Genomic DNA, 26,266 nt, shown 5'->3' with positions numbered 1-26,266 from the left:
GATTTGCTACGTCACACCAGCCCGATGCATTGCCAGGCCGCGACGCCGGGTGCGTCTGTTCGAATGAAGGTAATGCTGCTGCCAGGAGCCAATATTTTATAAGGCCCCTGACTCCCGAGTGCGAGGTTACCTCCCGTGGCGAATCTTACCGGATTGGAACTGACCAGCAGGGTCAAGGTTTCGCCGGGCATGTGGTAGCCGTTGATCGTTTCTATCGTCAGCCCCGGGCCAAACTCGACATTAACCAAGACATGAGCCTTGACCTCAAGCCGGCGTCCTGCATTGAACGAAACAGTGGAATGAACACCGCGAGTTTCGACGCCGCCCTTGGAGGGTGAATCTAACCGTACGCCGGCATGGTCGCTGCCGACTACTAGGTTCGACATGCTCCCGGCGACGATGGGGGATCGAATCGATGCTCTGCAGTTCTTGCCGCAATCGAGGCCGGTGACGACATTGGCGAAGCGTGGCGCGATCAACTCCAGTCCGGCTGACGAGTTCTTTTGTTCGATCGCGGTTTTAACCGTTTCGAACCAGGGCGCAATCATCACGATGTTTTCGCAGCGGTCGATTTCGATGCCGATGCTGGCGCGCTGAAAGCTGGGATTGGTGAAGGTGATGTTGTTGGGCCTGATGTCGTAGGAAGGATCGAACCTGCCGATAAAGGAACCCGTGCCCACAGTTCCCAGGCCATAAACGCCATCGAATCGGCACTCGTCGAATTCGATATGTTCGCACTGCCCCATCAACACCAAGCTGCGCGCCGTGGCCACGGGTCGTTCAACGAGCACATGAGCGACATGGCCGAACTGCACGGGAGCCTGATAATCCTTATAGCCCCCAACCAGCCGCAATCCGTCACCGGAAAACCCTTTGATGAATAGGCGGCGCAGCTCGAAATCCCACAAGCCGCCGTCATGGCCTGACACCACTCCCTCCAGGCTGATGCCGTCCTGCAACGGGTTTTGCAGATGGTCGCCGGCCAGCGTAAACCCCTCCAGCAAAACCCCTCTGATTTTGCCCTCAGGCATGCGGATGAATTTTCGTTCGCTGGAGGGCAAGGCTCTGATCACCGTGCCGCTCCAGTTCTTGGTATCCATACGACCGGCGATATGCCCCTTACCGATGGCGCGAGTACCGTCGACCAAGTCGATGTATTGGGCATTGAGCACCCCGTCCGGCAGCTCGATTTCATATCCCGAGGCAAAGGCTCGATTGATCGCGGATGTATGGTCGAGCAGTGCGGCTCCGGAGGTCACATCGTCTCGTTGCGCTTGGCTCATGAAGTCGAGCAGGCTGTGACGTTCCTTGAGCTTGTCGCCCACAGTGCGCAATTCGGTCCCCGTTCCCGATTGCAGAAACCCCACCATGTTCGGACCCGCATCCGGATCGGCGGCATTGGCCAGGCCGGCAGCCCCGCAGGCGGTGGCGGCGAGTAGCTGACGTCGGGTAATAGGGCGCATGGTTCAACCTGGAAAAATGGGATGGAGGTGGTGGTGGGGGCGGGGAGCTCCGGGCAGTCAGAGACCTGACTGCCCGGCTGCAGCTCTGTTCACAATGAGCTGAAGAAAATAGACGGGCTATGAGCGTGAACGTCTCAGCAGTTAATAAATATCCTTCGAAAAGAGCGTGAAGGGCGTCTTGATCAGGATCTTGATATCGAGCCACAACGACCAGTTGTTGATGTAGTTGAGGTCGATCTCCACACGCTTTTGCATCTTGTCGAGGGTCTCGGTTTCGCCACGGCAGCCGCTGATCTGGGCCAGGCCGGTGATGCCCGGTTTGATTCGATGGCGGGCCATGTAAGCCTGAATCTTGCCGGTGTAGTAGTCGTTGTGGGCGATCGCATGAGGCCGCGGTCCGACCAGCGCCATATGGCCTTGCAGCACGTTGAAGAACTGCGGCAGTTCATCGATGGAGGTGCGGCGTATGAAGCGGCCGACTGCAGTGATGCGTGGGTCTTCGCGGCCGGCCTGGCGGACCTGATGGTCGTCGTGCAGGCGCATGGAGCGGAACTTCCAGACCTTGATGATCTTGCCATTCCAGCCGTGCCGTTCCTGTTTGAAGATGATCGGGCCCGGGGAAGACATCTTCACGGCGGCGGCGATCACCAGAAGCAGCGGGCTGAAGCCGATCAGCGCGAGGGCGGCTAGGCTTCTGTCCAGCAAGGTCTTGCTCAGCGCCGCTGTCGGGTAACTGGTCAGCGGGCTTTCATTGAGGTGGATGGCAGGCAGGCCGTCCAGTTCGCTGATGGAGTGATTGAGCAGCGTCATGCTGCCCAGGTCGGGAACCCAGACCACATCGACATTGGCGTCGAGCAGGTCGATGTACAGCGCCTCGACCTGTTTGGCTTCGCTCAAGGGCAGCGCGATGTATAGCCGCCGGACGTCGTGCACCTGGATTAGCTCACGCAGTTCCTGCAATGGGCCCAGAACCCGGTGGGCATTGACCTGGGTAGACAGCTCGTTGGGATTTGAGCTGATCAGGCCCACCAGCGGCGGGTACTCGGTTTTGGTCAGTTTGTCTGCCAGATTCACCGCCAGTTGATCGGTGCCGATAATCAGGGTGTTGTACTGGCTGTGCAATTGCCGCTGGTAGTGCTTGGAAAAACTGTGCAATGGCAGATACAGCAAGGCCTGAATGCAATAACCGGCCGCGGCCCAGACCACGATGATTTCCCGGGAAAACAATTCGCTGGTCTTGCTGAAAAAACCAATACTGGTCAGTCCGGCCAGCAGCAGCAGCCATCCCAGTAGCAGGCGCGCCAAGCCGCTGAGGTAACTATGCTGCTTGTGATAGACCAGCAGCAGGGAGTAGGAAGGGACCGAGCCGAGGAACGTGAGTACTGCAAGCACACGATAATGGGCGTCGATTTCTCCTGTCTGGTACAACGCCAGACCAAATAACAATGTATTGACCGAAGTGATGGCAATTATCCATTGCCCCCAGAAGGTCAGTCCTTTGGTTATGTTATTTCGATTAATACGATTATGTACCATCGCGGTGTCCCTCGGGCCTGCGCCACGTTGTGTATCAGTCGACGGTTAATAAATGGCAGCCACGCACAAAGGCTGAGCGAGCGCGTCAGTCAGGAAATGTTTTTATTATTAGAAGGGAATAACGGGGCTTATGGCTGGCCATCCAGGCTTTGTTTTAAAGTCAGCTGATACGGTTGTCTCAGTGTCAGGTTTTTATACTAGTACCTAAATCTTTTTGTGTGTCTGACGAATTATAACGGTCGTGCTTTCAGAGGCCTTGTTATAAAAGGTCGTGCTCTTTTGTTAGGAGGGTATCGCTCAATCGTCTATATAATTGCAGTATTCGATAGACGTTTGCCGGGTATGCGAGGGATGAAGCGGGGCCGGAGCCATGGGAGGGGTATTTGGCGTAAATCAGGAAATGCAGTGCAAGGCGGCAGATCATGGGTAGTAGGTGTGTCAGGTGGGGCGGAGAGTCGCATTTATTGTTATTGTTTTATGCGATCACTCGCTCAGTAAGCGACTCTTATCCTTTGTGCCAGGCAGTAACCACGGTTTCTAACCGAACGGATCAGCCGTTCTCCATTGGCCGCCGTCTTGAACTTTTTCTGTAATCGGCTCAGGCACATTTCAAGGCCGCTATATTGTTCCGGGTCTTTATCGATGCGCAGGATAAGATCGTTTTTGCTGAGCACACGTCGATCGCTGAGTACCAGTTGGGTGAGCATTAACGATTCGGTACCGGTCAATGGAATAGTAATGTCTTCTTTGACCAGTGTTCGATCGTCAGCGTTAAACCACCAGATGTCAGGATTGCCCTGGGACTCTTTAACCCGACTGACTGCCGAGATGAACTCTTCGTCGGCCACCGGTTTCTTGAGAAAGCCATCAATACCGAAGTGCGAAAAGTGATGAAGCTCCGAAGGTTCAGAGTTCGGCGTGATGAGGATGATTTCCGCATCTTTTTGATTTTTACGAATGAAACTGACATCGCTCAGCGATATATCCGCCTGGTCGAGCAGGATGTGCGTGAATCGATTCTTTCGGATGCGTTCGCTGCTGAGTTTACCTGACTCGATTTCAAACGATAAATACAGGCGTTGCGCGAGAAGCGATTCGATTGCTTGTCGTGCAAGCTGGTCCCGGGTGAAAATCAGAAAGCTGTTATTCGGCGTGTTCACAATAAGGTTCCTTCCTAGTCTGGTGAAGTTTTCAAAACTTAAATAAGCTCAGTGGGCGAGTAGTACCTCCCTTGAAAAAAGTCGAAGGGCATGCTGCGGGCCAGTGTGTGTAGTGCTTTGTGCTCCACTCGGTCCGCCACGAATTTGATCTTGCTGTCATGGATCATGCCGCTCAGGCAGTCATAAGACCTGTCGAAAAAATCCTGACTGTTTTCGACCATGATGTCGAAGTTGGATTTGGTCAGGTCTACTTTTATGTAATCGAACAGCGTCAGGCTGATCAGTTTTTCAGTGCTATCGTCGCTTAAATCATAGCCATCGAAAGCGATCTCGATCCCATTGTCTTTCAATAGGTGAATATGATTGATAATGGTTCTTTTTTCTTTCAGGTTGAACGACAGGAGCGAACTGTTGTTAATGCTGGGGATCAGTTGTTGCTCATGCTTCTTGAGTATCGCTTGAGCATCGTTCATCTCCTTAATGAGCGCTTTATCCAATAAAGCAGACTGATTCATGTTCACGAACAGTTTATTGGGCGTCTGTGCGGACGGGGTGGCCTCAATCTGTGAGAGGGCATTCAATTGGATCCGTGTCAGGACTTCATGATAAATCGCCAGTGGATGATCGGAATGCAGCTGTTGATACCCCTTGTTCAGAGGTGTCTCCTGTTTGGTTGCCTTGGCATAAATTTCGCTGCCGAACAGTTCATCGTTTCTTTTCAGAATCGATTGCCTGAAGAAAACCAATGCGAAGTTTTCGTGCACTATAGGTTGCCTGCCGGGCTCCATCATTTAGTCCTTTAAGAGTGAAAGTTTGCTTGATTGACTGATACGACTCCTCGAAGCAGTCGATAGCCATAACCACGAACACTGTGAATGATGTTAATGCCAAAGTGTTTTTTGATTTTATTTCGAAGCCGGCTTATGGACTTCTCCAAGACGCGTGAGTCGTAGAGTTTTATATTCAAGCCCATGGATTCGGCCATGCAATCATGGTGCAGAATATTGCCTTCTGCGTTAATAAGTGCCTCCAGGGCTTTCATTTCCTGATAGGCCAGATCCAGTTTGCAATCATTGCTGTATAAGTGCAGGCATGTTTGGTCCAGTATCAACTTTATGCTGGGGTGCCATTCCGGAGTGTCGAACAACTCTGAAATCAGCCTGGCCTTTTCATCCTGATCATTAGGTACATTGATGCAGTGATCAGCGCCAGCGAGGTAGCATTCAATTTTAGTATGCGGAGAGCGATAATTAATGGTTACGATAATGGCCAGTTCGGTCGGGGTCGAACGTAACTTCTTGATCAGTGCCAGGCAGTCATCAAGAATGGAAGGGCTTTCAATATCGATTAAAACGGTATCGAGCGTTTGAGTTTCGATATCAAGGCTTACTGGGTTCGGGTAATCTAATGTATAAACATGCGTGAGATTCGGTACAAATAGCTGGCGAAGTTTCTCTGTCGAGCGCCAAGTGCGCCCAATAGCAAGAATACCTCTCTGGCTATTTTCGATTTTGCTCTCAGAACTCATCATACAAATTACTCTTATGTGCTGGCGTTGCAATCTTAATACACAAAATACTGAAATTATCTGACTTTTTATAACATTTCCAGCCGTCAACACGTGTCATTCCATCCTCAAAGGTTTTAGCTGATTCAACGGCACAGGCAACTGCGAAGGCTTAAACCAGTTGTTTTGATGATGACCGATTTAGTTGCTGCAGCCTTATCAGTCCGCTCAGGCTCTTTAGGTTGACTTTTCTATGAACAACACAGATGCATCACTGATCCCCTAATTCGGGCGACAGAACGAGGCACAACTGAAAGGTTTCTGCGTATGAACTGTGCGGATGCCTGCATTTTTGAAAACTGGAGTTGATTTATAAGGATATTCCACGGTGTTCTAGGGCGATGCGAGTGCGCATCCAGGAGGCGAAGCGTGTAACGAGCGCCTCTTTTTAGGGCGAACGAAGCGGGGGCTATAATAATTGAGTCTTTCTGCATTGTATCTGTAAGATTTTATGTCGGAAACTGAATTTGTGATCGTGTAGTTATTCTGTTTGGTTATTGAATAAAAAACACTAAAGTTGATATTGAAGCGCCATTATTTCGATGTACTAACCGGGGTGGACCGGTTACTGATCCTTCTCGCAATTCACCATCCAAGCCACGCCAAACCGATCGACCAGCATTCCGAAACGAGCTGCCCAGAACGTCGCCTCCAGCGGCATTTGGATACTGCCGCCTTCCGCTAACGCAGCAAATACCCGCTCTGCCTCCGCCACACTGTCGACATTCAATGAAACCGAACAACCGCTCATGCTGGCGGTGGGGCGATCAGGTGTGGTGTCCGACCCCATGATTGCCTGGTCTGCGACCAGCAGCCGCGTGTGAATGATGAGGTTGTGGCAGTCCGCTGGAACATGATCGCGAGCCGGGGTTTCGCCGAAGGTCATCATGACTTCTATCTGGCCTGGCAGGCTTTTGGCGTAGAACGTGAAAGCAGCCTTGCAGTCGCCATTGAAGATCAGGTAGGGATTGATTTTCATGTTTTGCTCCCGGTTATTAAAGAGGGCACATCGGCTGGACGTTCAGGTTCGTCCTCGAATCCCGATGGGCATTGACTCCCCATAGCAAAGCGCTAAAACGTAGCGAGTGATGATGTTTTTTTAGATGTTTTTAATATGGGCGTGGCCAGCCTTATCGCGTCATAACCCCGTAGAGTCGCTGGCTCATTCCACGTACTGTAGAACCAGCGCGCTTCTCTGACATCCGCCACCGAGTCCATCGCCCTATGCCCGTCCTGACCCGTTTTGCCTCTTTGCTCGACCAGGCGAGACGTGCCTTGTTGCTGGTCTGGGGAACATCTCGGGGGCTGTTCCTGGGGTTAGTGCTTGCGACGTTTATTGCCGGTGTGCTTCCGGCACTGGCAGCCTGGTTGGGGCAGCGGATTGTCGATGCAGTAGTCACCGCCATTCAGTTGCACGCCCAGCAGGGCAGTGCGCCGTTATGGCCGGTTGTGCGGTATGTGCTGTTTGAAGCGGGCGTGCTCGCATTGTTGTCCGGGACACAGCGTGCACTGTCGGTTCAGCAATCGCTGTTGCGGGTGCAGTTGGGGCAAAAGGTCAACACGATGATTCTGGAGAAGGCCCAGACGTTATCGTTGGTGCAGTTCGAGAATTCCGAGTTCTACGACAAGCTGCTACGGGTGCGGCGCGAGGCATCGACCCGTCCGCTGGCGTTGGTAATGAAGTCGCTGGGGCTGATCCAGAACCTGATCGTGTTGATCAGCTTCGGTGTCTTGCTGGTGCATTTTTCGCCGTGGGCATTGGTGCTGCTGGTGGTCGGGGCGTTGCCAGTGTTCTTTGCCGAAGCGCACTTTTCCGGGGATGCCTTTCGCCTGTTTACGCGCCGGGCGCCGGAGAGTCGGCAGCAGAATTACATCGAGACGTTGCTCTCCCATGAAGGCTACATCAAAGAGGTTAAGTTGTTCGGCTTCGCGCCGCTGCTGTTGCAACGTTATCGGGACACATTTACGCGTCTTTACGCCGAAGATCGACGCCTGACGCTGCGTCGCGATGGCTGGGGTTTTGTGCTGGGGCTGCTGGGCACCGCTGCGTTTTATCTGGCCTATGCCTGGGTCGTGGTCGATACCGTTCACGGCAACATCAGCCTTGGGCAAATGACCATGTATCTGGTGCTGTTCAAGCAGGGGCAGGCTGCGGTGAGCAGTAGCTTGAGCGCGATCAGTGGTCTCTACGAGGATGGCCTTTACCTGTCGAGTCTCTATGAGTATTTGGCCGAGCCGGTTATTGCCGATAGCGGAAGTTTGACCGTGGGCGCCGTGCCCGGCGATGGCTTGCGTTTCGAGAACGTCGGCTTCCGTTATCCGGGGGCGAGCCGCGACGCTTTGCAGGGCATCGATCTGCACCTGCTGCCCGGGCACAGCATTGCGCTGGTGGGGGAAAACGGTTCAGGCAAAACTACGCTGATCAAGTTGCTGACTCGGCTGTATCGCCCCGATCAGGGCCGTATTTTGCTGGATGGCAGCGATTTGCAGTCCTGGGACGAGGAGGCGCTGAGACGGCGCATCGGCGTGATCTTTCAGGACTACATCCGCTACCAGTTCTCCGTGGGCGAGAACATCGGGGTGGGTGATACCCTGGCGTTCGACGATGAAACGCGTTGGCAGCAAGCGGCCGCGGAGGGCATGGCCGCGCCTTTCATCGAACATCTGGATCGCGGCTACGCCACGCAACTAGGGCGATGGTTTGCCGGTGGGCAGGAATTGTCCGGTGGGCAATGGCAAAAAATCGCCTTGTCTCGCGCTTACATGCGCCGGGACGCCGATATTTTGATTCTGGATGAACCAACTTCAGCCCTGGACCCTGCGGCGGAAGCGGCGGTGTTCGAGCATTTCAGTCAACATACTGAAGGCCGCATGACGTTGCTGATTTCTCACCGCTTCTCTAGCGTGCGCAATGCCGACCACATCATTGTGCTCGACCAGGGGGCGATCCTTGAGCGAGGCGATCACGACAGCCTGGTCGCGGCGGGCGGGCGCTATGCGCAGTTGTTCAACGTGCAGGCTCGTGGTTATCGGTAGTTTTTGCAGTCTTCATGCGTCAGTTCCGAGAATAGCGTGATTGCGAAGGACATCTCATATCCCCTGTGGGAGCGAGCCTGCTCGCGATAGCGTCTGGTCAGCCAACATCGTTGTTGAGTACTTAACCGCAATCGCGAGCAGGCTCGCTCCCACAGGGGGAGTTTTAGGCTCACCAGGCCTCACGGCATTTCCGGCAATTCCTGCGGCCGCAAATCAAACACCAATACCTCGGCATCCACGCCGTTGCTCAAGGTCAGCACTTGCTCCTCTCGCACCCGCACACCATCACCTTCCTGCAACTGCACGCCGTTCAGCTCGACACTGCCCCGCGCCACATGCACATAGGCGTAGCGATTGGCAGCCAGTTCCAGCGTGGCGCTTTCCTTGCCGTCGATCAGGCCGGCGTACACCCGCGCATCCTGCCGGACTTTCAGCGAACCGTTGGCCCCGTCAGGGGAGATGATCAGTTGCAAGCGCCCGCGTTTTTTCTGCGTGCTGAAGTGCTCTTGCTGGTAACGCGGTTTGGCGCCGCTAACGTCCGGCACGATCCAGATTTGCAGGAAGTGCACCGGGCGTGTCGATGAGTGATTGTATTCACTGTGTGCGACGCCGCTGCCGGCACTCATCAACTGCACGTCACCGGGGCGGATCACCGAACCGGTGCCCAAGGTGTCCTTGTGTTCCAGGGCACCTTCGAGCACATAGGAAAAAATCTCCATGTCGCGGTGAGGATGCTGACCGAAACCTTTGCCGGCCGCCACGCGGTCGTCGTTGATCACCAGCAGGTCGGAAAAACCCTGCTCCCGCGGGTTGCGATAATTGGCGAAGGAGAAGGTATGGAATGACTTCAGCCAACCGTGATTGGCCGCGCCGCGATCCGAAGCTTTACGAAGGGTCAGCATGATGAAATCTCCTGTCAGGACGTGAATTCGTCCGAGTGAGGAGAAGGTTAATGTTTACCAGTTAGTGCAATAAGTAGATGGAAATTGAAATACTGTCTCATTCAGATTGACAGTTATGTGCGCGAATTCACGTATCCTTGTTGTTACATTTGGCCATAATGCTCAACGCTGACACTACGTTCCGATGACTTGATAACAGTGATGTGCAACCCATGAAAACCGTGGCAATGGTGCTGTTCCCCGACTTTCTTCTGCTTGATATGGCCGGTCCCATAGAGGTGTTTTCCATCGCCAATCGTTATCTGGAGCCAGGCGATCGTTACGAGCTGTCAACCATCGGCACCGAGCATGGTGCATTGCGAGCCTCAAACGGCGTCAACGTTCAGGCCGATTTGCATATCGATCAAGCGAACGAACGCTATGACTTGTTGCTGGTGCCGGGCGGGCCGGGGGCCTACAACGAAAAACATCCACCGTTGCTAGCGTGGCTTCAGGGCGCTGTCAGCCGTGCGAGCCGATACGGTTCGATCTGCACCGGTGCGTTCGTGCTCGGGCATGCCGGGCTGCTGGACGGCTATCGCGTGACCACTCACTGGCATTACACCGAGCGTCTGATCAAGGGCTTCCCCAAGGCCACCGTCGAGACTGATCAGATTTTCGTGCAGGACCGCAATCTCATCACCTCTGGCGGTGTCACCGCAGGCATCGACATGGCGCTGGCAGTAGTTGCCCAGGACCATGGCAAGAAAGTCGCCCAGGACGTTGCCAAAGTATTGCTGGTGGTAATGAAGCGCCAGGGCGGGCAGGCGCAGTTCAGTCCGTTGATGGCGGCAGTGGCACCCCATGAAACGCCGATCACCCGGGTACAGAACCATGTACTCGAACACCTGGATGAAGCGTTCAGCATCGAACGCATGGCCAGTCTGGTGAACATGAGTGCGCGGCACTTCGCCCGGGTTTTCGCCCGGGAAGTGAACATGACGCCGATGGAGTTTCTGCAAAGCGCGCGCATCGACTGCGCCAGGAATCTGCTGGAAACCAGCGACCTGCCGCTCAAGACCGTGGCCTATAAAAGTGGCTTTGGCAGCGTGCGGCATATGCGTTTTCTGTTCAGTGAAAAGCTCGGCCTGACCCCCACTCAATACCGCGAACAGTTCAGTTAGGGGCCGTTGTCCGTCACGCGCACCGTGATGGCCGTGACGCTCCTCCCGCGGCCGTTGTACCGACATCCATGCCTGCCAAGATACCCGTGAACTCTTTGCCATGGAGGTGCGGGAGCCTGGATGGACTCGTGCAATGGATTTTGCGGTACCTTGCCGGGCCAGGTTTTCAGCGCGAGAACGTGCATGAACAGCCTCAGAAATATAAACAGCGATGCGGTGCTGCGGTTCGGGCCCTATGCGTTTCACCTGCATCAGCGATTGATCCTGGAGGGTGATCGGCCGTTGCGCATGGGCGGGCGAGCCCTGGATATCTTGCAGGTGCTGGTCGAACGCGCCGGTTCAGTGGTGAGCAAGGATGCCCTGATTGCCCGTGTCTGGCCGACCTCGGTGGTTGAGGAAATCAACCTGCGCGTGCACATCGCCGCCCTGCGCCGGGCACTTGGCGATGGCCTGAACGGGCAGCGTTACATCGTCAATATTCCCCAGCGCGGCTACAGCTTCATCGCCCCGGTACAACGCGACGGGACAGGCACGCCGGTGCCGGTCGAGTCTGTGCACAAGCCTCAGCACAACCTGCCTGCGCGGCTCACTCCGGTGACCGGTCGCGACTCGATCGTCGGCAGTGTGGTCCGGCAATTGCCGGTTCGACGTCTCATGACCCTGATTGGTCCCGCAGGCATTGGCAAAACTACCGTGGCGCTGCGGGTGGCCGAGTTGCTGTTGCAGCACTATCAGGACGGTGTCTGGATGGTTGATCTGGCAGCCATCGATGACCCGGCGCAACTCGTCGAGCATCTGTCGCGCACACTGGAACTGGACGTCGGGACCGCGCTGGCGCAACGGCATGCCTTGGTGGTGCTCGACAATTGCGATCACCTGCTCGAATGCTGTCGGGCAGTGGTGGACAATCTGCTGGCCTCGGCGCCACGGCTGTCGATCCTGGCCACCAGTCGCGAACCACTGCAAGCGGCGGGGGAAACGCTGCTGTGTTTACCGGCCCTGGCGGTACCGCCGGCCTCAGCGATATACAGCGTGGCCGAGGCCATGGATTATTCGGCGGTGCAGCTGTTGGTCAGCCGCGCCCGAGCCCGTCAGCAAGGGTTTGCCCTGCGCCAGCAGGATCTTAAGGCGGTGCGCGAAATCTGTCGGCGCCTGGATGGCCTGCCCTTGGCCATTGAACTGGCGGCGACGCAAATCGATGCGTTGGCGCTGGTGGGGGTGCAAGCGCAACTCGGCAACTGTTTGCAGTTGTTGACTCAAGGCCGGCGCACCGCTCTGCCACGGCATCAGAGTCTGAAAGCTGCCTTGGACTGGAGCTATGAACAGCTGAGCCCGATGGAGCAAACCGTATTGCAGCGGCTGGCGGTGTTCAAAATGGCGTTTACGCTGGAGTCGGCGATTGGCGTGATCAGTTGCGCGGTGCTGCGGCCCACCTGCCTGGTCGAAATCATAGAGCGGCTGGCGAGCAAATCACTGCTGTCGGTGGAACAGGACTGCGGCGAGACCCGTTACCGTTTTCTCAACACCACGCGCACCTACGCCTTGGAGAAACTCGATCACAGTGGCTACTTGCGAGCCTATGAACTGCGTTATGAGCGCTACATCAGCCGGGCACGCTGGAATTCAGCCGGGCAGGTGTCGCTGCAGCTCGTCGAGTAGCCGGCGGACTTTCATCAAGTCCGGTGTGGCAAAGCCTTCGGTGAAACGCTGGTAAATCGGTGCCAGCAACTCATGGGCTTGCCGGAAGTGACCCTGACGCTGCCACAGCTGGGCCAGTGACGTGGCGCTGCGCAGTTCCCAGGCCAGCGCTCCCTGGGTCTTTGCTATGGCTAACGCCTTGAGCAGCATTGCCTCGGCCGCACTGACCCGGGTCGGGCAATCCTCGGTCAGCAACGCGTCGGCCCGGGCTCGCAGAATTTCCGCGGCGCTCCAGCCCGCCGCGCCGTTTTCGGCCCGTTCCAGCAACGCGTCATCGATGAAACGACTATCCAGTGTGACCATGATTTCCTTGATCAACCCGGTGTCCGCTCGCGGTGACGAGGGCGCATCGCCCCCCTCGATCACCTGCGCGTAATGTCTGGCCCACGTGTGGAACAGCAGCACCGAGTGTTTCTTCGCCTGTTCAAGCAGCAGGTTCAGAAGCTCGCGGGCGACTGGGGTGTCGCCGTTGTAGTGAGCGATCAGGCAACCGGCCAGCGCCAGGGTGTAGCAGATGGACGTGCCATGATTGATCTGCATCGCGATGTCGAGCGCTTGCCGCGCGGTGCGCCAGGCTTTTTCCGGGTGCCCTTGTAACCAGAGAATGCGCGCCAGAATCGTCAGGGCTGCGACGCTCTGATCGTAATGCACGCCAAAGCAATAGCTGAAGCGGTTGAGGTGACCGTTCTGGGCCAGGCATTGAATGACCTGTTCGACATTTTCCCGCGCCAAGGCCTGATCCCCGGCAAAGTGCAGAGCCAGCACCCGCAAGCGTTGGGTGCTCAGGGACAACACCGCATCGCCCTGCAGCCCCAACCGCTCGAATTGTCTACTCTGCTCCACGGCCAGTTGGTAGTGGCCGCCACTAAGATCAACCGCCAAGTGCCCGGAAATCGCTTTGAGCTGACCGGCCACATCGTTGCAGTGTTCGGCCAGGTGTTTGGCACTGACGAATGCTTCGACGGCTTCCGCGCTACTGCCCAACGTGTGGTAGCACGAACTGCCGAGGGCAAGCTTGAGGGTCATGGTCAAACGCGGGCAGGGCTGTTGCGTTGCTTCGAGCAACGCCAGGGCTTTGCGCACGTACACGCCGTGTTCCTTGAGCAACGACAGCTCCTGCCAGAGCGGTGCCGAAGTCGCGGTGAGGCGGATAGCCAAGGCCCGCGGGCCTTGAGCGTTCAAACCCCACTCGAGCGCCGCGCGAATATCTTCCAGGTTGCGAGCGTAACGCTCGGTCCAGCGATCGCTCGAGATCTGCTCCCAGTCGTTCTGGGCTTGCTGCATCAAAGCGAGGCAGCGTTCGGCGTGGCGCTCGCGGGTGTCCGGCAGTTCTTGGGCCTGGGCGAGTTTTTCCAATGCATAGCCGCGCGTGGTGTCGAGCAAACGGTAGAACACTTCTTCGTCGCCGACTTCCACGTTCAGCAATGACTTGGCGACCAATTGGGTGATCGAGGCGAATACCACGCCGGGGTCGATGTGTTCACCGACGATCACGGCGGCCGCCGACTCCAGGGTGAAGGCGCCCCGGAACATACCCAGTCGACGCAGGCAGATTTGCTCACAGGCATTGAGCAGTTCGAAGCTCCAGTCCAGCGTCGCGCGTAGGGTTTGATGGCGGCCCAAATTCGTTTGGCAGCCCTGGGTGAGCAGGCGAAAGCTGCCTTGCAGTTGCGACAGCAGCCCACTCAAACCCAGGCTGCCCACTTGCGCTGCCGCCAGTTCGATGGCCAGCGGTATGCCGTCCAGACGCCGGCAGATTTCAATCGCCAGCGGCAATTCGTCTTCGCTCAATTCGAAGCTGTCGTGGCTGGCCATCGCCCGCTCGACAAACAATTGCAGCGCCGAAAACGTCAGGGCCTGAGCGCGATCGAGGACGGCAATGGGTGGCGGACAGTTCAACGATTCCAGGCGCTGCACGAACTCGCCTTCGGCCCGCAGGCTTTCACGGCTGGTGGCCAGAATATGCACCTGGGGCGCCACGCGCAGGATGCTTTCACTGAGCAACGCAATGGCATCGATCAAGTGTTCGCAGTTGTCGATGACCAGCAGCATCTGCCGTTCGCGCAGGAACCTGGCGAGACCATTCATGGTTTCGGCGTCGTGCGAGGACAAATCCAGCAGCGTTGCCAAGTGTGTAGTGATCATCAAAGGGTCGTTGATCGGTGCCAGGTCCAGCAGACGAATACCGTCTTTGTAGCGGCCGATCAATTGTTCGGCAACGCGCAGTGCCACTGTGGTCTTGCCGATTCCGCCGGGGCCCACGAGGGTGATGAAACGCTGCTGCGCCAGTTGCGTCACCAAGCTGTCGACCAGAGCCTGACGACCGATCATGCGGGTACGACGGATTGGCAGGTTATGCCGGCTCGGTCCATTTTCTTTGCTTTTCGGGCTTTGCTCGACGTGCTCCACAGAGAACGGCGCGACAAAACTGTACCCGCGCTGGGCAACGGTGACGATGTAGCGCTGGCCGGCCTGACCGTCACCGAGGGCTTTGCGCAGCGCCGCCATGTGCACCCGCAGGTTGATGTCTTCCACCACGCTATTGGGCCAGACCCGAGCGATCAGTTGCTGCTTGCTCACCACATGGCCGGCGTGTTCCAGCAGGATCAACAGAATGTCCATGGCGCGCCGACCCAGGCGCAAGGGCTGGTCGGCCTCCATCACCAGGCGTTGTCCGGGGTAAATCCGGTAAGGGCCGAAACGGATGGCCTGTTCGGGAGAAAGGGTCAACGGGTCACTCCTGCTTGAATCCTTCTATCACGCGGTATCCGGGCATATTCCTCAGGTTTTTTCGGCAGCGCAATGCAGCCTCGAGCAACTGTCGGCAGGTGCACAGCGGCTGATGCATTCCCCTTAATGCTCATCGCCTCGTATCTATTGGGCGCGGCGCTGGCGCAGGGGCAACCGAGTCTGTGGGGGCACTGCTGAAAATTAACAACGTTTAACTCGTCCTGCGTCCGGTCTACGCACAAAAATCCAATTCTTCAAATAGAACCGAAGGCACACTCTTTCCTGCAACAAAAAGCGTACCGCAAAAAGGATGAACACTTCTGGAGGAGCCGGAATGAGCAACGTGGTGGTGGTCTATCACAGTGGCTACGGGCACACCCGGGTCATGGCCGAAGCCGTGGGCCAGGGTGTAGAACGGCACCTGGGCAGCACCTGTCGGCTGATTCCGGTCGAGGAAGTGGATGAGCACTGGGAACGCTTGCACCGTGCCGATGCAATTATCTTTGGCGCCCCGACTTACATGGGCAGTGCCTCGGCGGCCTTCAAGGGTTTCATGGAAGCTACCGCGTCGTTTTACCTGGCCCAGCCCTGGCGCGACAAACTCGCTGCCGGGTTTACCAATTCTGGCTGCCTGTGCGGCGACAAGCTCAACACCTTATTGCAAATGGCAGTGTTCGCCGCCCAGCACTCGATGATCTGGGTCGGTCTCGACCTGCTGCCGGCGCGCAGCAGCATTGGCCTGTTCGATGGGCAGTTGAATCGGCTCGGCAGTTCGCTGGGAGCCATGGCCCAATCGAACGTCGAACAGTCCCCCGACCTTGCACCGCCGCCCGAAGACCGCCGCACTGCCGCGCATCTGGGCGAGCGGGTGGCACGCCTGGCCGAACGAATGGTCCGCACCTCTTATTAACCAACGCAAAATCCATGCATGAGGAGACATCACCATGAGTACCTTTAGCACCCGAGACGGCACCGAGATTTACTACAAGGATTGGGGCACCGGTCAGCCGATCGTCTTCAGCCACGGTTGGCCGTTGAATGCCGACAGCTGGGAATCGCAGATGATCTTCCTGGCCTCCAAAGGCTACCGGGTCATCGCCCATGATCGCCGTGGTCACGGTCGTTCGAGCCAGCCATGGTTCGGCAATGAAATGGACACTTACGCTGATGACCTGGCGCAGCTGATCGAGCATCTGGATCTGCAAAACGCCGTGCTGTTCGGCTTCTCCACCGGCGGTGGCGAAGTGGCGCGCTACATCGGTCGTCACGGCACCGGTCGGGTGGCCAAGGCCGGGCTGATTTCCTCGGTGCCGCCGTTGATGCTCAAGACCGAGGCCAACCCCGGCGGCCTGCCGCTGGAAGTGTTCGACGGCATTCGTCAGGCGTCCCTGGTCGACCGTTCGCAGCTGTACAAGGATCTGGCCAGCGGTCCGTTCTTTGGCTTCAATCGCCCGGGTGCCAAGCCGTCCCAAGGCATGATCGACTGGTTCTGGCTGCAGGGCATGATGTCCGGCCACAAGAATGCCTATGACTGCATCAAGGCGTTCTCCGAAACCGACTTCACCGAAGACCTGAAGAAGTTTGATGTGCCGACCCTGGTGGTGCATGGCGACGACGACCAGATCGTGCCGATCGAAGCCGCCGGCATCGCCGCGGCGAAACTGGTCAAGGGCTCCACATTGAAAGTCTACCCGGGAGCACCCCACGGCCTGACCGACACCCATAAGGATCAACTCAACGAAGATCTGCTGGCGTTCATCAAGGGCTGATCAAGATCAAAAGATCGCAGCCTTCGCCAGCGCCTACACGGTTAAGTGAGCCTCTGTAGGACTGGCGCAGGCTGCGGTCTTTTGATTGTGAGAGAGGGAAGAGAACGCACGGCCCGACAGCGCCAGACAAACGGTGAAACGCCTTCGCTGCGGGTGAAGATATGGGAAAAATGCGCCTGATCGCAGAATCCGCATTCCAGACTGATTTGCGTCAAAGTCAGGTCGGTGTTCTGGATCAACTGCTTGGCCCGGGCGATGCGTTGCCGGCGAATCCAGTCTTGCGGCGAGAGGCCGGTGCTGCACTTGAACGCACGGGAAAAATGGCTGCGTGACAGGGCGCAGGCCCGTGCCAGTTCGGTCACTTCCAGAGTTTCACCGAGGTGATCGAGGATCAACTGCCTGGCCAGATTTTCACGCCAGGGGCTGAGCCCGCCAGTGGGTTTTTTTCGCGTTTCAGTGGAGGACGCGCTGATCGCGTTTTGCTGAAAGTGAGCCATGGCCAATGTCCGTGTCGGAGGGCGCGCGCGGGTGCGCTGCACGGTAAGTCAGCACGTTCCCTCTGAAAAAAAGGTCTGCGCAGAGGGCTTCATTCTTGGTCGCGGGAGCTTTGGCTTGCGAGTTAAACGTTGTTAATTCCTCGATCGGCGCGGGCAGTCTCGAGTACAGTCAGCCACACTCGTCAACCCTCGTGCCTGGCCGAAAACACAATGGGATTGTGCTTATGAACCGTAACGATCTGCGCCGCGTCGACATGAACCTGTTGGTGATTTTCGAAGCCCTGATGTTCGAAAAGAACCTGACCCGGGTCGCCGAAAAACTCTTCATGGGCCAACCGGCGGTGAGCGCTGCGCTGGGGCGGCTGCGTGATTTGTTCGACGATCCGTTGTTGCTGCGCAACGGTCGCGGGATGGAGCCGACGGCACGGGCGCTGGCGATTCTCAAGGAGCTGCAACCGGCGATGGACACCATCTCGGGGGCGGTCAGCCGTGCCAAGGAGTTCGACCCGACGACCAGCTGCGATGTGTTTCGCATCGGACTGTCGGACGATGCCGAGTTCGGTCTCTTTCCTCCGTTGTTACGACAACTGCAAGAAGAAGCACCGGGAATCGTGGTCGTTGTGCGCCGCGCCAATTACCTGCTGATGCCGGCATTGTTGGCATCAGGGGAAATTTCGGTGGGCGTCAGCTACACCACCGATCTGCCGGCCAACGCCAAACGCAAGAAGCTGCGCGACATCCCCTGCAAAGTACTGCGCGGCGACAACCGGCCAGAACCGCTGACCCTGGACGATTACTGTGCGCGGCCCCATGCGATGGTGTCGTTTTCCGGTGACCTGAGCGGCAACATCGATGTGGATTTGGCCAAGGTCGGGCGCACGCGACGCGTTGTGCTTGGTGTGCCGCAGTTCAGTGGGTTACGCGCGTTGCTCGCCGGCACTGAGATGATCGCCACTGTCCCCGATTACGCAGCCTGCGCGTTGGTTGAGGGATGTGCCTTGCGCGCCGAAGATCCACCGTTCCCCATCGATGCTGCGCAATTGTCGATGGCCTGGAGCGGGGTGCACGACAACGATCCTGCGGAGCGCTGGTTAAGGTCGCGGATCAGCCAGTTCATGTCGGTGTCGCTGGATATTCCGGTGGTTTAAGTCTGTAAATACAGGTCTTCAAACCCCCTCAAACCCTGTGGGAGCGGGCTTGCCCGCGATGGCGTCAGGTCAGCCGACATCACTGTTGAATGACACACCCTATTTGCGAGCAAGCCCGTTCCCACAGAGGAATGTGTGTTGATTCGATGGCTGTGTTTAATAGTGTTTAGCGTTACTTCCTGAAAGCTACAGATCCTTGCGCCGTTGCCTACGACTGCGCCAGAATCCGCCGGCTTGTGCGCTTTGGGCCTGGTCTTTATCGTTTCCGCATCGCTGCCAATCAGCGATCGGGTTTAGCGACTCGGACTATTCAAAGTGCATCAGTGCTCCAGACTTTATTGCCGACTTTTGACGTCTGCAATTACGTTATGGTGGCTGTATGCGGGAGACCCTCGGGTCTACCGGGTGCCTTTGACCGGTTCGCTAACCTGCATACAGTCACCACCCTTATTTGTTTAGCGACAGGTTCTGGTGGTGCTATTTTCCAAAGGAGATTCACCATGTTCAAAGCCACACCTAACCCGCCAGAAACCGACGACGTTTCCCCCTACGATCCCCTCGATCCCAAAAAACTCAACGAAGCCGCCGAGCGTGCTCTCGATCACTACCTCAAACCGTCCGACCCCGACTGCGCCAATCAGCCCCCGCGCAAACCGAGCACGATTTATACCGTCGCCCCGGGCATCGACATCGAAGAGCTACTGGCCAATGCCTGCGAATCCTTTGCCTCGGCCAAGGTGATCGCCAGTGACTGTGCCGGGTTTCTGGAGGGGCCGCAGCGCAATACGATACTGGGCGTCGCGCAGCTCATCATGCTGGGTGAACTGGCTGTGAGTCGGGCGCTGGATAGTCTGGAATTGAAGGCAGCCCCGGCCGTCTGACCGGATTCAATACGAAACGGCCTTCGGGCCGTTTTTTGTGCCTGAGCAGTAGTGAGCAGGCGAAAAATCCTGTGGGAGCGGGCTTGCCCGCGATGGCGTCGGGTCAGTCGACATCACCGTTGAATGATCAGCCGCCATCGCGGGCAAGCCCGCTCCCACAGGGATTTGTGTCGTTCGGGCGTTCAACGCACTCGCAAAGAGAGCACGTACATTCAATTTTTCCCCACCCCTTGGCGGCACTATTCAAGCCATTGATTGAACAAGGGTGAGCCATGAACGCTTCGCAACGGGATGAACAGGCGCGGGATATCGGGCTGCTGTTTTTGCGGGTCAGTGGCGGTCTGTTTCTGCTGTGGGTTCACGGCTTGCCCAAGCTGCTGGACTTCAGTGCGCAGCTGCAACTGATCGAAGACCCTTTCCACCTCGGTGCCCACCTCACCCTGAGCCTGGCGATCTTCGCCGAAGTGCTGTGCCCGTTGCTGATTATCGCCGGTGTGCTGGCGCGGCTGGCGTGCTTGCCTATTCTGTTTGTGCTGCTGGTGGCGCTGCTGGTCGTGCATCCGCAATGGAGTGTGGCCGAAGGGCAGTTCGGCTGGCTGCTGTTGATCCTTTTCACCTCTGTGTTTATCGCCGGGCCGGGACGGCTGGCGCTCAATGTCCGTTTGCCCGGAGTGCTCCGTTATGCCTGAAGCCCAAACTCAAAAAGTGCCGGGGTCCGATGAGATCGTGACGCTGATCGTCAAGCACCGGGTCAAGGCCGGTTTCGAAGCGGCCTATGAAGCCTGGCTGCGCAACATCGTCAGCGTAGCGGGGCGCACGGAAGGACATCTGGGCGTGGACGTGATCCGCGGCAAGAACGCTGGCCTGGACATGTTCACCTGCGTGCTGCGCTTTTGCTCCACCGAGGCCATGCAGCGCTGGCTCGACTCGCCGCAACGTCAGGCGCTTATCGATGAGGCCGCGCCGATGCTGGCCGACGGCGACCAGACCGAGGTCAACCCGGTCAACGAATTCTGGTTTGCGCCGTTGGCCGATGCCGCGTCGCCGCCACCGCGCTGGAAGCAAGCGGTGGTGACGCTGTTGGTGATTCTGCCGCACACCTTGCTGGTGCCACTGATCTGGGGGCCGCTGCTCAAGCTCAATGCTTTCCTCTCTAACTACGTGGTCGCCACGTTCCTGATCACCCTGACCATCGTGCTGTCGGTGGTGTACGTGTGCATGCCGGTCGCGACTCGCTTGTTTGCGCCGTGGCTGACGGCCAGTCAGCCACGGGAGCACCTCGAATCCAACGCAAATCCGCCGCGCTGAGCTGGCGCTTTTTTGCTTCATTTCACTGATGACGAAGGAACTGCGATGAACGCCGATCTGATTCTGTTCAATGGCCAATTTCATACCGTAGACCGCGAAAAACCCCTCGCCAGCGCCGTGGCGATCCGCGACGGTCGCTTCGTCGCGGTCGGCACCGACGCTGAAGCCATGGCCCTGCGCGGCTCGGGCACTCAGGTGATCGACCTCAAGGGCCGCTGCGTCATCCCCGGCCTCAACGACTCGCACCTGCACCTGATCCGTGGCGGTTTGAACTACAACCTCGAACTGCGCTGGGAAGGCGTGCCGTCCCTGGCTGATGCGTTGCGCATGCTCAAGGATCAGGCCGACCGCACACCGACGCCGCAATGGGTACGGGTGGTCGGTGGCTGGAATGAATTCCAGTTTGCCGAGAAGCGCATGCCGACCCTGGAAGAGCTCAACCAGGCGGCGCCAGACACCCCGGTATTCGTGCTGCATTTGTACGACCGCGCCTTGCTCAACCGCGCAGCATTGCGGGTTGCCGGTTACACCCGCGACACGCCGAACCCGCCGGGTGGCGAAATTGTGCGTGATGCCAACGGCAACCCGACCGGCATGTTGGTCGCAAGGCCCAACGCGATGATTCTCTACTCGACCCTGGCCAAGGGGCCGAAGCTGCCGCTGGAATATCAGGTCAACTCGACCCGCCAGTTCATGCGCGAACTCAACCGCCTCGGCCTGACCAGTGCGATCGATGCCGGCGGTGGTTTCCAGAATTACCCGGACGATTATCAGGTGATCGAGCAGTTGGCCAAGGACCAGCAACTGACCATCCGCATCGCCTACAACCTGTTCACGCAGAAGCCGAAGGAAGAGCTGACCGATTTCCAGAACTGGACCGGCAGCGTCAAGTTGCATCAGGGCGACGACTTCCTGCGGCACAACGGCGCCGGCGAGATGCTGGTGTTCTCGGCGGCGGATTTCGAAGACTTCCTCGAGCCGCGTCCGGACTTGCCGCAGACCATGGAGCAGGAGCTGGAACCGGTGGTCCGTCACTTGGTTGAGCAGCGCTGGCCGTTCCGTTTGCACGCCACTTACAACGAATCCATCAGCCGCATGCTCGACGTGTTCGAGAAGGTCAACCGCGACATCCCCTTCAATGGTTTGCCGTGGTTTTTCGACCACGCCGAAACCATCACCCCGCAGAACATCGAGCGGGTGAGGGCGCTGGGCGGTGGCATCGCGATTCAGGACCGCATGGCGTTCCAGGGCGAATATTTCGTCGAACGTTATGGCAGCAAGGCGGCTGAAAGCACGCCACCGATCAAGCGCATGCTGGCCGAGGGTGTACCGGTCGGCGCCGGCACCGATGCCACGCGAGTGTCCAGCTACAATCCATGGACCTCGCTGTACTGGATGGTCAGCGGCCGCACTGTCGGTGGCCTGGCGCTGTACGAGGAAGGCTTGCCACGGCAGACCGCGCTGGAACTGTTCACCCACGGCAGTGCCTGGTTTTCCTCCGAACAAGGCAAGAAAGGCCAGATCAAGGTCGGTCAACTGGCTGACGTGGCGGCATTGAGCGCGGACTTTTTCAGTGTCGAGGAAGAAGCCATCAAGTGGATCGAATCGGTGCTGACCGTAGTCGGCGGCAAGGTGGTGTACGCCGCTGGCGACTTCGAAAAACTCGGGCCGGCCAGCGTGCCGGTGCTGCCGGACTGGTCGCCGGTGGTCAAGGTGCCGGGTCACTGGCGTCCGACTTCGCCGATGCAGGCGCAGGTTCACCAGTGCAGGGGGCCGTGCGCGGTACATTCCCACAGCCATGAACGGGCGCGTTTGTCGAACGCACCGGTCAGCGATTTCCAGGGGTTCTGGGGCGCGTTTGGCTGCTCGTGTTTTGCCTTCTAGTCATTTAAAAAAGCGCCGACCTGGCGTGTCGGCGCCCTATGCAACATCAATCCTGCGAGGAGTTTCACATGAGCAACGTTCCTTACAAACGTTTGAACAAAGATGATGCAGTGGTATTGCTGGTCGACCATCAGACCGGCCTGATTTCGCTGGTGCAGGATTTCTCGCCCAACGAATTCAAGAACAACGTGCTGGCCCTGGGCGACATCGCCAAGTTCTTCAACCTGCCGACCATCCTCACCACCAGTTTCGACAGTGGCCCGAACGGTCCGATCGTGCCGGAGCTCAAAGAACAGTTCCCGGATGCGCCGTTCATTGCTCGTCCAGGCCAGATCAATGCCTGGGACAACGAGGATTTCGTCAAGGCGATCAAGGCTACCGGCCGCAAGCAACTGATCATCGCCGGTGTGGTGACCGACGTCTGCGTGGCGTTCCCGACCTTGTCGGCGCTGGCCGAAGGTTTTGAAGTGTTCGTGGTGACTGACGCTTCCGGCACCTTCAACACCACCGTGCAACAAGCGGCGTGGGCGCGGATGTCGGCGGCGGGTGCACACTTGCTGAACTGGTTCTCCGTGGCCTGCGAGCTGCAAGGCGACTGGCGCAACGACATGGAAGGCCTGGCCAACCTGTTGTCCCAGCGTCTGCCGAACTACCGCAACCTGATCAACAGCTACACCAAGTTCACTGCCAAGTAAGGCGCTGAAGAAAAATGCCCGCCGATGTGCGGGCATTTTTTTGTGCTGATCGAATGTCCGCTGCATCAGCGCTTCTGCAACCATCCCCAAAAGCCACCTTTCCTGATCGGCGCCGGTTTGGCCATCAACGCCAGCCGACTGTTTTGCTGCCGCACCGCCTGCAACTTGTTCAACGCCCGACCCACTTCGTTGCGCTGTTCCATGCACTGTCGGGTCAGGTTCTTGTCGAGACGGTAGATGATCGAAGACGTCAGCGCGGTAAAAGTCGCCTGCGACGGCGTATCGGCCAGGATGCTCTGTTCGCCCATGACTTTGCTCGGCCCCATGCGACCGGCCTCGGTGAAACCATTGCCGTCCGGCACGCTGGCGCTGACGACGCCGGTGGCGATCACGAACAGGCTGTCCGGCACTTCATCCAGATCCAGCACCACCTGGCCTGCGGCGTATTGTTGCGCGACCATCGATTCGGCGAGGCGGTCACGTTCCTCATGGCTCCGCGAGCGGAAAATCTTCACTTCATCGAGCAGTGCGCGGGCGCGGGTCGAGGGTTCGATCACGCCGTCGGGGTGTGCTCCAAGGCAACAGGTGAGCAGAGAAAAGGCTCATGGGTCGCACTCCAACGGGCACAAAAAAACTCGCCACACCGTGGGGTGTGGCGAGAGGTTGGACTTAGTTCAGATGCGTCTTGAGCTCGGCTGCGGCCTGACGTACCGCCGCTTTGACTTCCGGAATCTGACTCAGCGGATTGAGCAGGCCAAAGTCATGAATCATCCCGTTGTAGCGCACCGAGGTCACCGGCACACCGGCCGCATCGAGGTGGCGGGCGTAGCCTTCGCCTTCGTCACGCAGCACGTCGAATTCGGCGGTCTGCACCAGTGCGGCAGGCAGGCCCTTGAGTTGTTCGGCGCTGGCGTTGAGCGGCGAGGCATGAAGCTGCGCACGCTCGGCCGGATTGGTGGTGTAGTTGTCCCAGAACCACTGCATCATTCCTTTGGTGAGGAAGTGCCCCTCGGCGAATTGCTGGTACGAGCCGTCGTCGAACTGTGCGTTGGTCACCGGCCACATCAACAGCTGGAAGCGCAGGGCAGGGGTTTTCTGTTCCTTGGCCATCAGTGCCACGACCGCCGCCATGTTGCCGCCGACGCTGTTGCCGGCCACCGCCAGTCGCTTGCCATCGACACCGATCTCTTTGCCATGCGCGGCCACCCATTTCGTCGCGGTGTAGGCCTGGTTGATGGCGGTCGGGTATTGCGCTTCCGGCGATGGCGTGTAGTCGACGTATACCGCGACTGCGCCGGAGCCCACTACCAGGTCACGGATCAGGCGCTGGTGAGTCGGGAAGTCGCCCAATACCCAGCCGCCACCGTGGAAGAACATGAACACGGGCAACTCGCCCTTGACCTTGGCCGGACGCACCACTTTCAGGTTGATGGTCTGGCCGTCGGCCTTGATCGCCTTGTCGCTGATTTCGACACCCGACAGATCAACCCTCACCGAAGCCTGGGCGCCGGTCAGCACCGCGCGGGCGTCTTTCGGGCTCAGTTGTTCCAGCGGTTTGCCACCGCCGGCGGCGAGGGCATCGAGGAAGGCCTGGGTGTTGTGTTCGACACCGGGGCTGCCGGCGGCGAATGCGTTGCCGATGGACAGAGCGAGGACGGAAGTGGCGAGGGTTTTCTTGATGTTCATGTGCAAATCCTTTTTAAATCATTTGAGTTTTTGTATGCCTTGGGATCGGGCTGCTGTGGCGCTGGGGTTCAGGACTCAGCAACACCGTGAGCACAGATTAATGAGGTGCCGGAGAGTGAAAAAGCGGCTATAAAGCGATTAGCTGTCAACCAGAGAGTGACAATGAACCCGTTCGAGGATATGCGTATTTTTTGCCAGGTCATGGACTCTGGCAGCTTCACTGCGGCAGCCGATCAATTAGGGTTGTCCAAGCAGTTCGTCAGCCGCCGCCTGATGCAACTGGAAGAGCGCCTCGGCGTGCGCCTGCTCAACCGTTCGACCCGGCGGTTGGACGTCACGCCGCTGGGGCAGAGTTATTACGAATCAGCCCTGCGCCTGCTCAGCGAAGTCGAGCAAGTGGAGCAGGGCATCGCCGGCCAGACCACTGAACCTCGTGGCACCATTCGCTTGAGCGCGCCGCTGTCATTTGCGGTCGCACATTTGGGCAGTCTGCTGCCGGTATTTTTACAGCGTTATCGTGAGGTCACCGTGGAGGTCGACCTGAGCGATCGGCCAGTGGACTTGCTCGGCGAGGGCTACGATCTGGCATTGCGCATCGGCGTGCTGGAAGACTCGACACTGATCGCCCGACGCATCGGCGCCATCGAGCGGGTGTACTGCGCCAGCCCGGCGTATCTGGCCGAGCGGGGCACGCCGATTAAACCCGAGGATTTGCACACTCACGATTGCCTGCCTTACGGCCACGGTCGCCAGGTGCAGTGGCGTTTCGACGGGCAGGGCAAGCCGTTGACGGTCAACGTTACCGGCCGGATGCGGGTCAACAATGGTGAGTTGCTCAAGGACGCGGCCATCGCCGGTATGGGAATCACCTACCTGCCGACCTTCATCGTCGGTTCGGCCCTGGAGGACGGCCAACTCGTGCCGGTGCTGGATGATTTGCGCCCCGGGCCGCTGACCTTGTCGGCCGTCTACCCGCAACACCGTCAGGGTTCGCGACCGGTGCAGGCGCTGATCGAGTTCTTGCGTGAGCGGTTGAATCAACGCGAAGAGGGTTCGCGACACAGGTGATTACAAGATCGCAACAAAGCTCGAATGGCGATTTTCCTGACGCTGATCCAGACTCTTGCCGGCCAATCAAAGGCC

At 57.9% G+C, this 26,266-nt stretch carries 22 protein-coding genes and 1 pseudogene; 12 read left to right on the top strand and 11 right to left on the bottom strand.

The window, feature by feature from the left end; translation table 11 throughout:
- Positions 1–11: 11 nt before the first annotated feature.
- From ACZ3HH_RS16465 to ACZ3HH_RS16440, 6 genes are all read right to left on the bottom strand, one after another.
- Entirely contained in the window at positions 12–1,463 is a 1,452-nt protein-coding gene (locus ACZ3HH_RS16465; RefSeq protein WP_465805858.1) for a hypothetical protein, read from the bottom strand.
- A gap of 141 nt (positions 1,464–1,604) precedes the next feature.
- Entirely contained in the window at positions 1,605–2,999 is a 1,395-nt protein-coding gene (locus ACZ3HH_RS16460; protein ID WP_465805857.1) for an undecaprenyl-phosphate glucose phosphotransferase, read from the bottom strand.
- 491 nt (positions 3,000–3,490) lie between these two features.
- On the bottom strand, positions 3,491–4,159 hold the full coding sequence (locus tag ACZ3HH_RS16455; protein ID WP_367372040.1) for a winged helix-turn-helix domain-containing protein: 669 nt from the start codon (positions 4,157–4,159) through the stop codon (positions 3,491–3,493).
- 38 nt (positions 4,160–4,197) lie between these two features.
- The gene (locus tag ACZ3HH_RS16450) at positions 4,198–4,947 is read right to left on the bottom strand and encodes an EAL domain-containing protein (protein WP_465806093.1); all 750 of its coding nucleotides are present in this window, start codon (positions 4,945–4,947) and stop codon (positions 4,198–4,200) included.
- Positions 4,948–4,958: 11 nt separating this feature from the next.
- Positions 4,959–5,690, bottom strand: a complete 732-nt coding sequence (locus ACZ3HH_RS16445; protein ID WP_465805856.1) for a winged helix-turn-helix domain-containing protein — start codon at positions 5,688–5,690, stop codon at positions 4,959–4,961.
- 601 nt (positions 5,691–6,291) lie between these two features.
- Positions 6,292–6,705, bottom strand: a complete 414-nt coding sequence (locus ACZ3HH_RS16440; protein ID WP_465805855.1) for a VOC family protein — start codon at positions 6,703–6,705, stop codon at positions 6,292–6,294.
- A gap of 245 nt (positions 6,706–6,950) precedes the next feature.
- Between ACZ3HH_RS16440 and ACZ3HH_RS16435 the strand changes: the two genes are divergently transcribed.
- Positions 6,951–8,762 (top strand): ABC transporter ATP-binding protein, encoded by a 1,812-nt coding sequence (locus tag ACZ3HH_RS16435; RefSeq protein WP_465805854.1) that lies wholly within the window; start codon positions 6,951–6,953, stop codon positions 8,760–8,762.
- Between the two features lie 179 nt (positions 8,763–8,941).
- Here ACZ3HH_RS16435 and ACZ3HH_RS16430 read toward each other — a convergent pair whose 3' ends face one another.
- The gene (locus ACZ3HH_RS16430; RefSeq protein WP_465805853.1) at positions 8,942–9,664 is read right to left on the bottom strand and encodes a pirin family protein; all 723 of its coding nucleotides are present in this window, start codon (positions 9,662–9,664) and stop codon (positions 8,942–8,944) included.
- 212 nt (positions 9,665–9,876) lie between these two features.
- Here ACZ3HH_RS16430 and ACZ3HH_RS16425 point away from each other — a divergent pair, with 212 nt between their 5' ends.
- Together ACZ3HH_RS16425 and ACZ3HH_RS16420 are read left to right on the top strand one after the other, a co-directional pair.
- The gene (locus ACZ3HH_RS16425; protein ID WP_465805852.1) at positions 9,877–10,827 is read left to right on the top strand and encodes a GlxA family transcriptional regulator; all 951 of its coding nucleotides are present in this window, start codon (positions 9,877–9,879) and stop codon (positions 10,825–10,827) included.
- A 183-nt stretch (positions 10,828–11,010) separates the two neighbouring features.
- Entirely contained in the window at positions 11,011–12,486 is a 1,476-nt protein-coding gene (locus ACZ3HH_RS16420) for an ATP-binding protein (RefSeq protein ID WP_465805851.1), read from the top strand.
- Here the strand turns inward: ACZ3HH_RS16420 and ACZ3HH_RS16415 are convergent.
- Complete coding sequence (locus ACZ3HH_RS16415; RefSeq protein ID WP_465805850.1) at positions 12,451–15,255, bottom strand: ATP-binding protein; 2,805 nt, start codon at positions 15,253–15,255, stop codon at positions 12,451–12,453. The genes ACZ3HH_RS16420 and ACZ3HH_RS16415 overlap by 36 nt on opposite strands.
- A 334-nt stretch (positions 15,256–15,589) precedes the next feature.
- Here ACZ3HH_RS16415 and ACZ3HH_RS16410 point away from each other — a divergent pair, with 334 nt between their 5' ends.
- Together ACZ3HH_RS16410 and ACZ3HH_RS16405 are read left to right on the top strand one after the other, a co-directional pair.
- The gene (locus ACZ3HH_RS16410) at positions 15,590–16,165 is read left to right on the top strand and encodes a flavodoxin family protein (protein ID WP_465805849.1); all 576 of its coding nucleotides are present in this window, start codon (positions 15,590–15,592) and stop codon (positions 16,163–16,165) included.
- A gap of 34 nt (positions 16,166–16,199) precedes the next feature.
- Entirely contained in the window at positions 16,200–17,024 is an 825-nt protein-coding gene (locus tag ACZ3HH_RS16405) for an alpha/beta fold hydrolase (protein ID WP_465805848.1), read from the top strand.
- A 41-nt stretch (positions 17,025–17,065) separates the two neighbouring features.
- Here the strand turns inward: ACZ3HH_RS16405 and ACZ3HH_RS16400 are convergent, their stop codons facing one another.
- Positions 17,066–17,521, bottom strand: coding sequence for a helix-turn-helix domain-containing protein (locus ACZ3HH_RS16400; protein WP_465805847.1), 456 nt, complete (start codon positions 17,519–17,521; stop codon positions 17,066–17,068).
- A gap of 224 nt (positions 17,522–17,745) precedes the next feature.
- On the opposite strand from ACZ3HH_RS16400, the gene ACZ3HH_RS16395 reads away from it, so the two are divergent.
- The 6 genes from ACZ3HH_RS16395 (at position 17,746) to ycaC (ending at position 23,437) form a co-directional block, all read left to right on the top strand.
- Complete coding sequence (locus tag ACZ3HH_RS16395) at positions 17,746–18,669, top strand: LysR family transcriptional regulator (protein WP_465805846.1); 924 nt, start codon at positions 17,746–17,748, stop codon at positions 18,667–18,669.
- A gap of 500 nt (positions 18,670–19,169) precedes the next feature.
- Positions 19,170–19,550, top strand: coding sequence for a DUF6124 family protein (locus ACZ3HH_RS16390; protein ID WP_465805845.1), 381 nt, complete (start codon positions 19,170–19,172; stop codon positions 19,548–19,550).
- Positions 19,551–19,822: 272 nt separating this feature from the next.
- Positions 19,823–20,239, top strand: coding sequence for a DoxX family protein (locus ACZ3HH_RS16385; protein ID WP_465805844.1), 417 nt, complete (start codon positions 19,823–19,825; stop codon positions 20,237–20,239).
- A complete protein-coding gene (locus tag ACZ3HH_RS16380) occupies positions 20,232–20,858 on the top strand; it encodes an antibiotic biosynthesis monooxygenase (protein WP_465805843.1) in 627 nt (208 codons plus the stop codon). Before ACZ3HH_RS16385 ends, ACZ3HH_RS16380 begins: the two co-directional genes overlap by 8 nt.
- A gap of 45 nt (positions 20,859–20,903) precedes the next feature.
- The gene (locus ACZ3HH_RS16375; protein WP_465805842.1) at positions 20,904–22,742 is read left to right on the top strand and encodes an amidohydrolase; all 1,839 of its coding nucleotides are present in this window, start codon (positions 20,904–20,906) and stop codon (positions 22,740–22,742) included.
- A gap of 68 nt (positions 22,743–22,810) precedes the next feature.
- Positions 22,811–23,437: an isochorismate family cysteine hydrolase YcaC gene (gene ycaC / locus ACZ3HH_RS16370; protein ID WP_223488182.1), complete on the top strand. Its 627-nt coding sequence runs from the start codon at positions 22,811–22,813 to the stop codon at positions 23,435–23,437.
- Positions 23,438–23,502: 65 nt separating this feature from the next.
- Here ycaC and ACZ3HH_RS16365 read toward each other — a convergent pair.
- Together ACZ3HH_RS16365 and ACZ3HH_RS16360 are read right to left on the bottom strand one after the other, a co-directional pair.
- Positions 23,503–24,015, bottom strand: a pseudogene (locus ACZ3HH_RS16365) (cyclic nucleotide-binding domain-containing protein); the annotation flags it as partial.
- A 91-nt stretch (positions 24,016–24,106) separates the two neighbouring features.
- A complete protein-coding gene (locus ACZ3HH_RS16360) occupies positions 24,107–25,123 on the bottom strand; it encodes an alpha/beta hydrolase (RefSeq protein ID WP_465805841.1) in 1,017 nt (338 codons plus the stop codon).
- A 162-nt stretch (positions 25,124–25,285) separates the two neighbouring features.
- Between ACZ3HH_RS16360 and ACZ3HH_RS16355 the strand changes: the two genes are divergently transcribed.
- Positions 25,286–26,191 (top strand): LysR family transcriptional regulator, encoded by a 906-nt coding sequence (locus ACZ3HH_RS16355; protein WP_465805840.1) that lies wholly within the window; start codon positions 25,286–25,288, stop codon positions 26,189–26,191.
- Positions 26,192–26,266: the final 75 nt, after the last annotated feature.

The sequence above is a fragment of the Pseudomonas sp. PME37.24/025 genome, assembly GCF_055556615.1.
The sequence above is the reverse complement of the archived record's forward strand: the minus strand, read 5'-3'. Positions and strand labels throughout refer to the sequence as shown.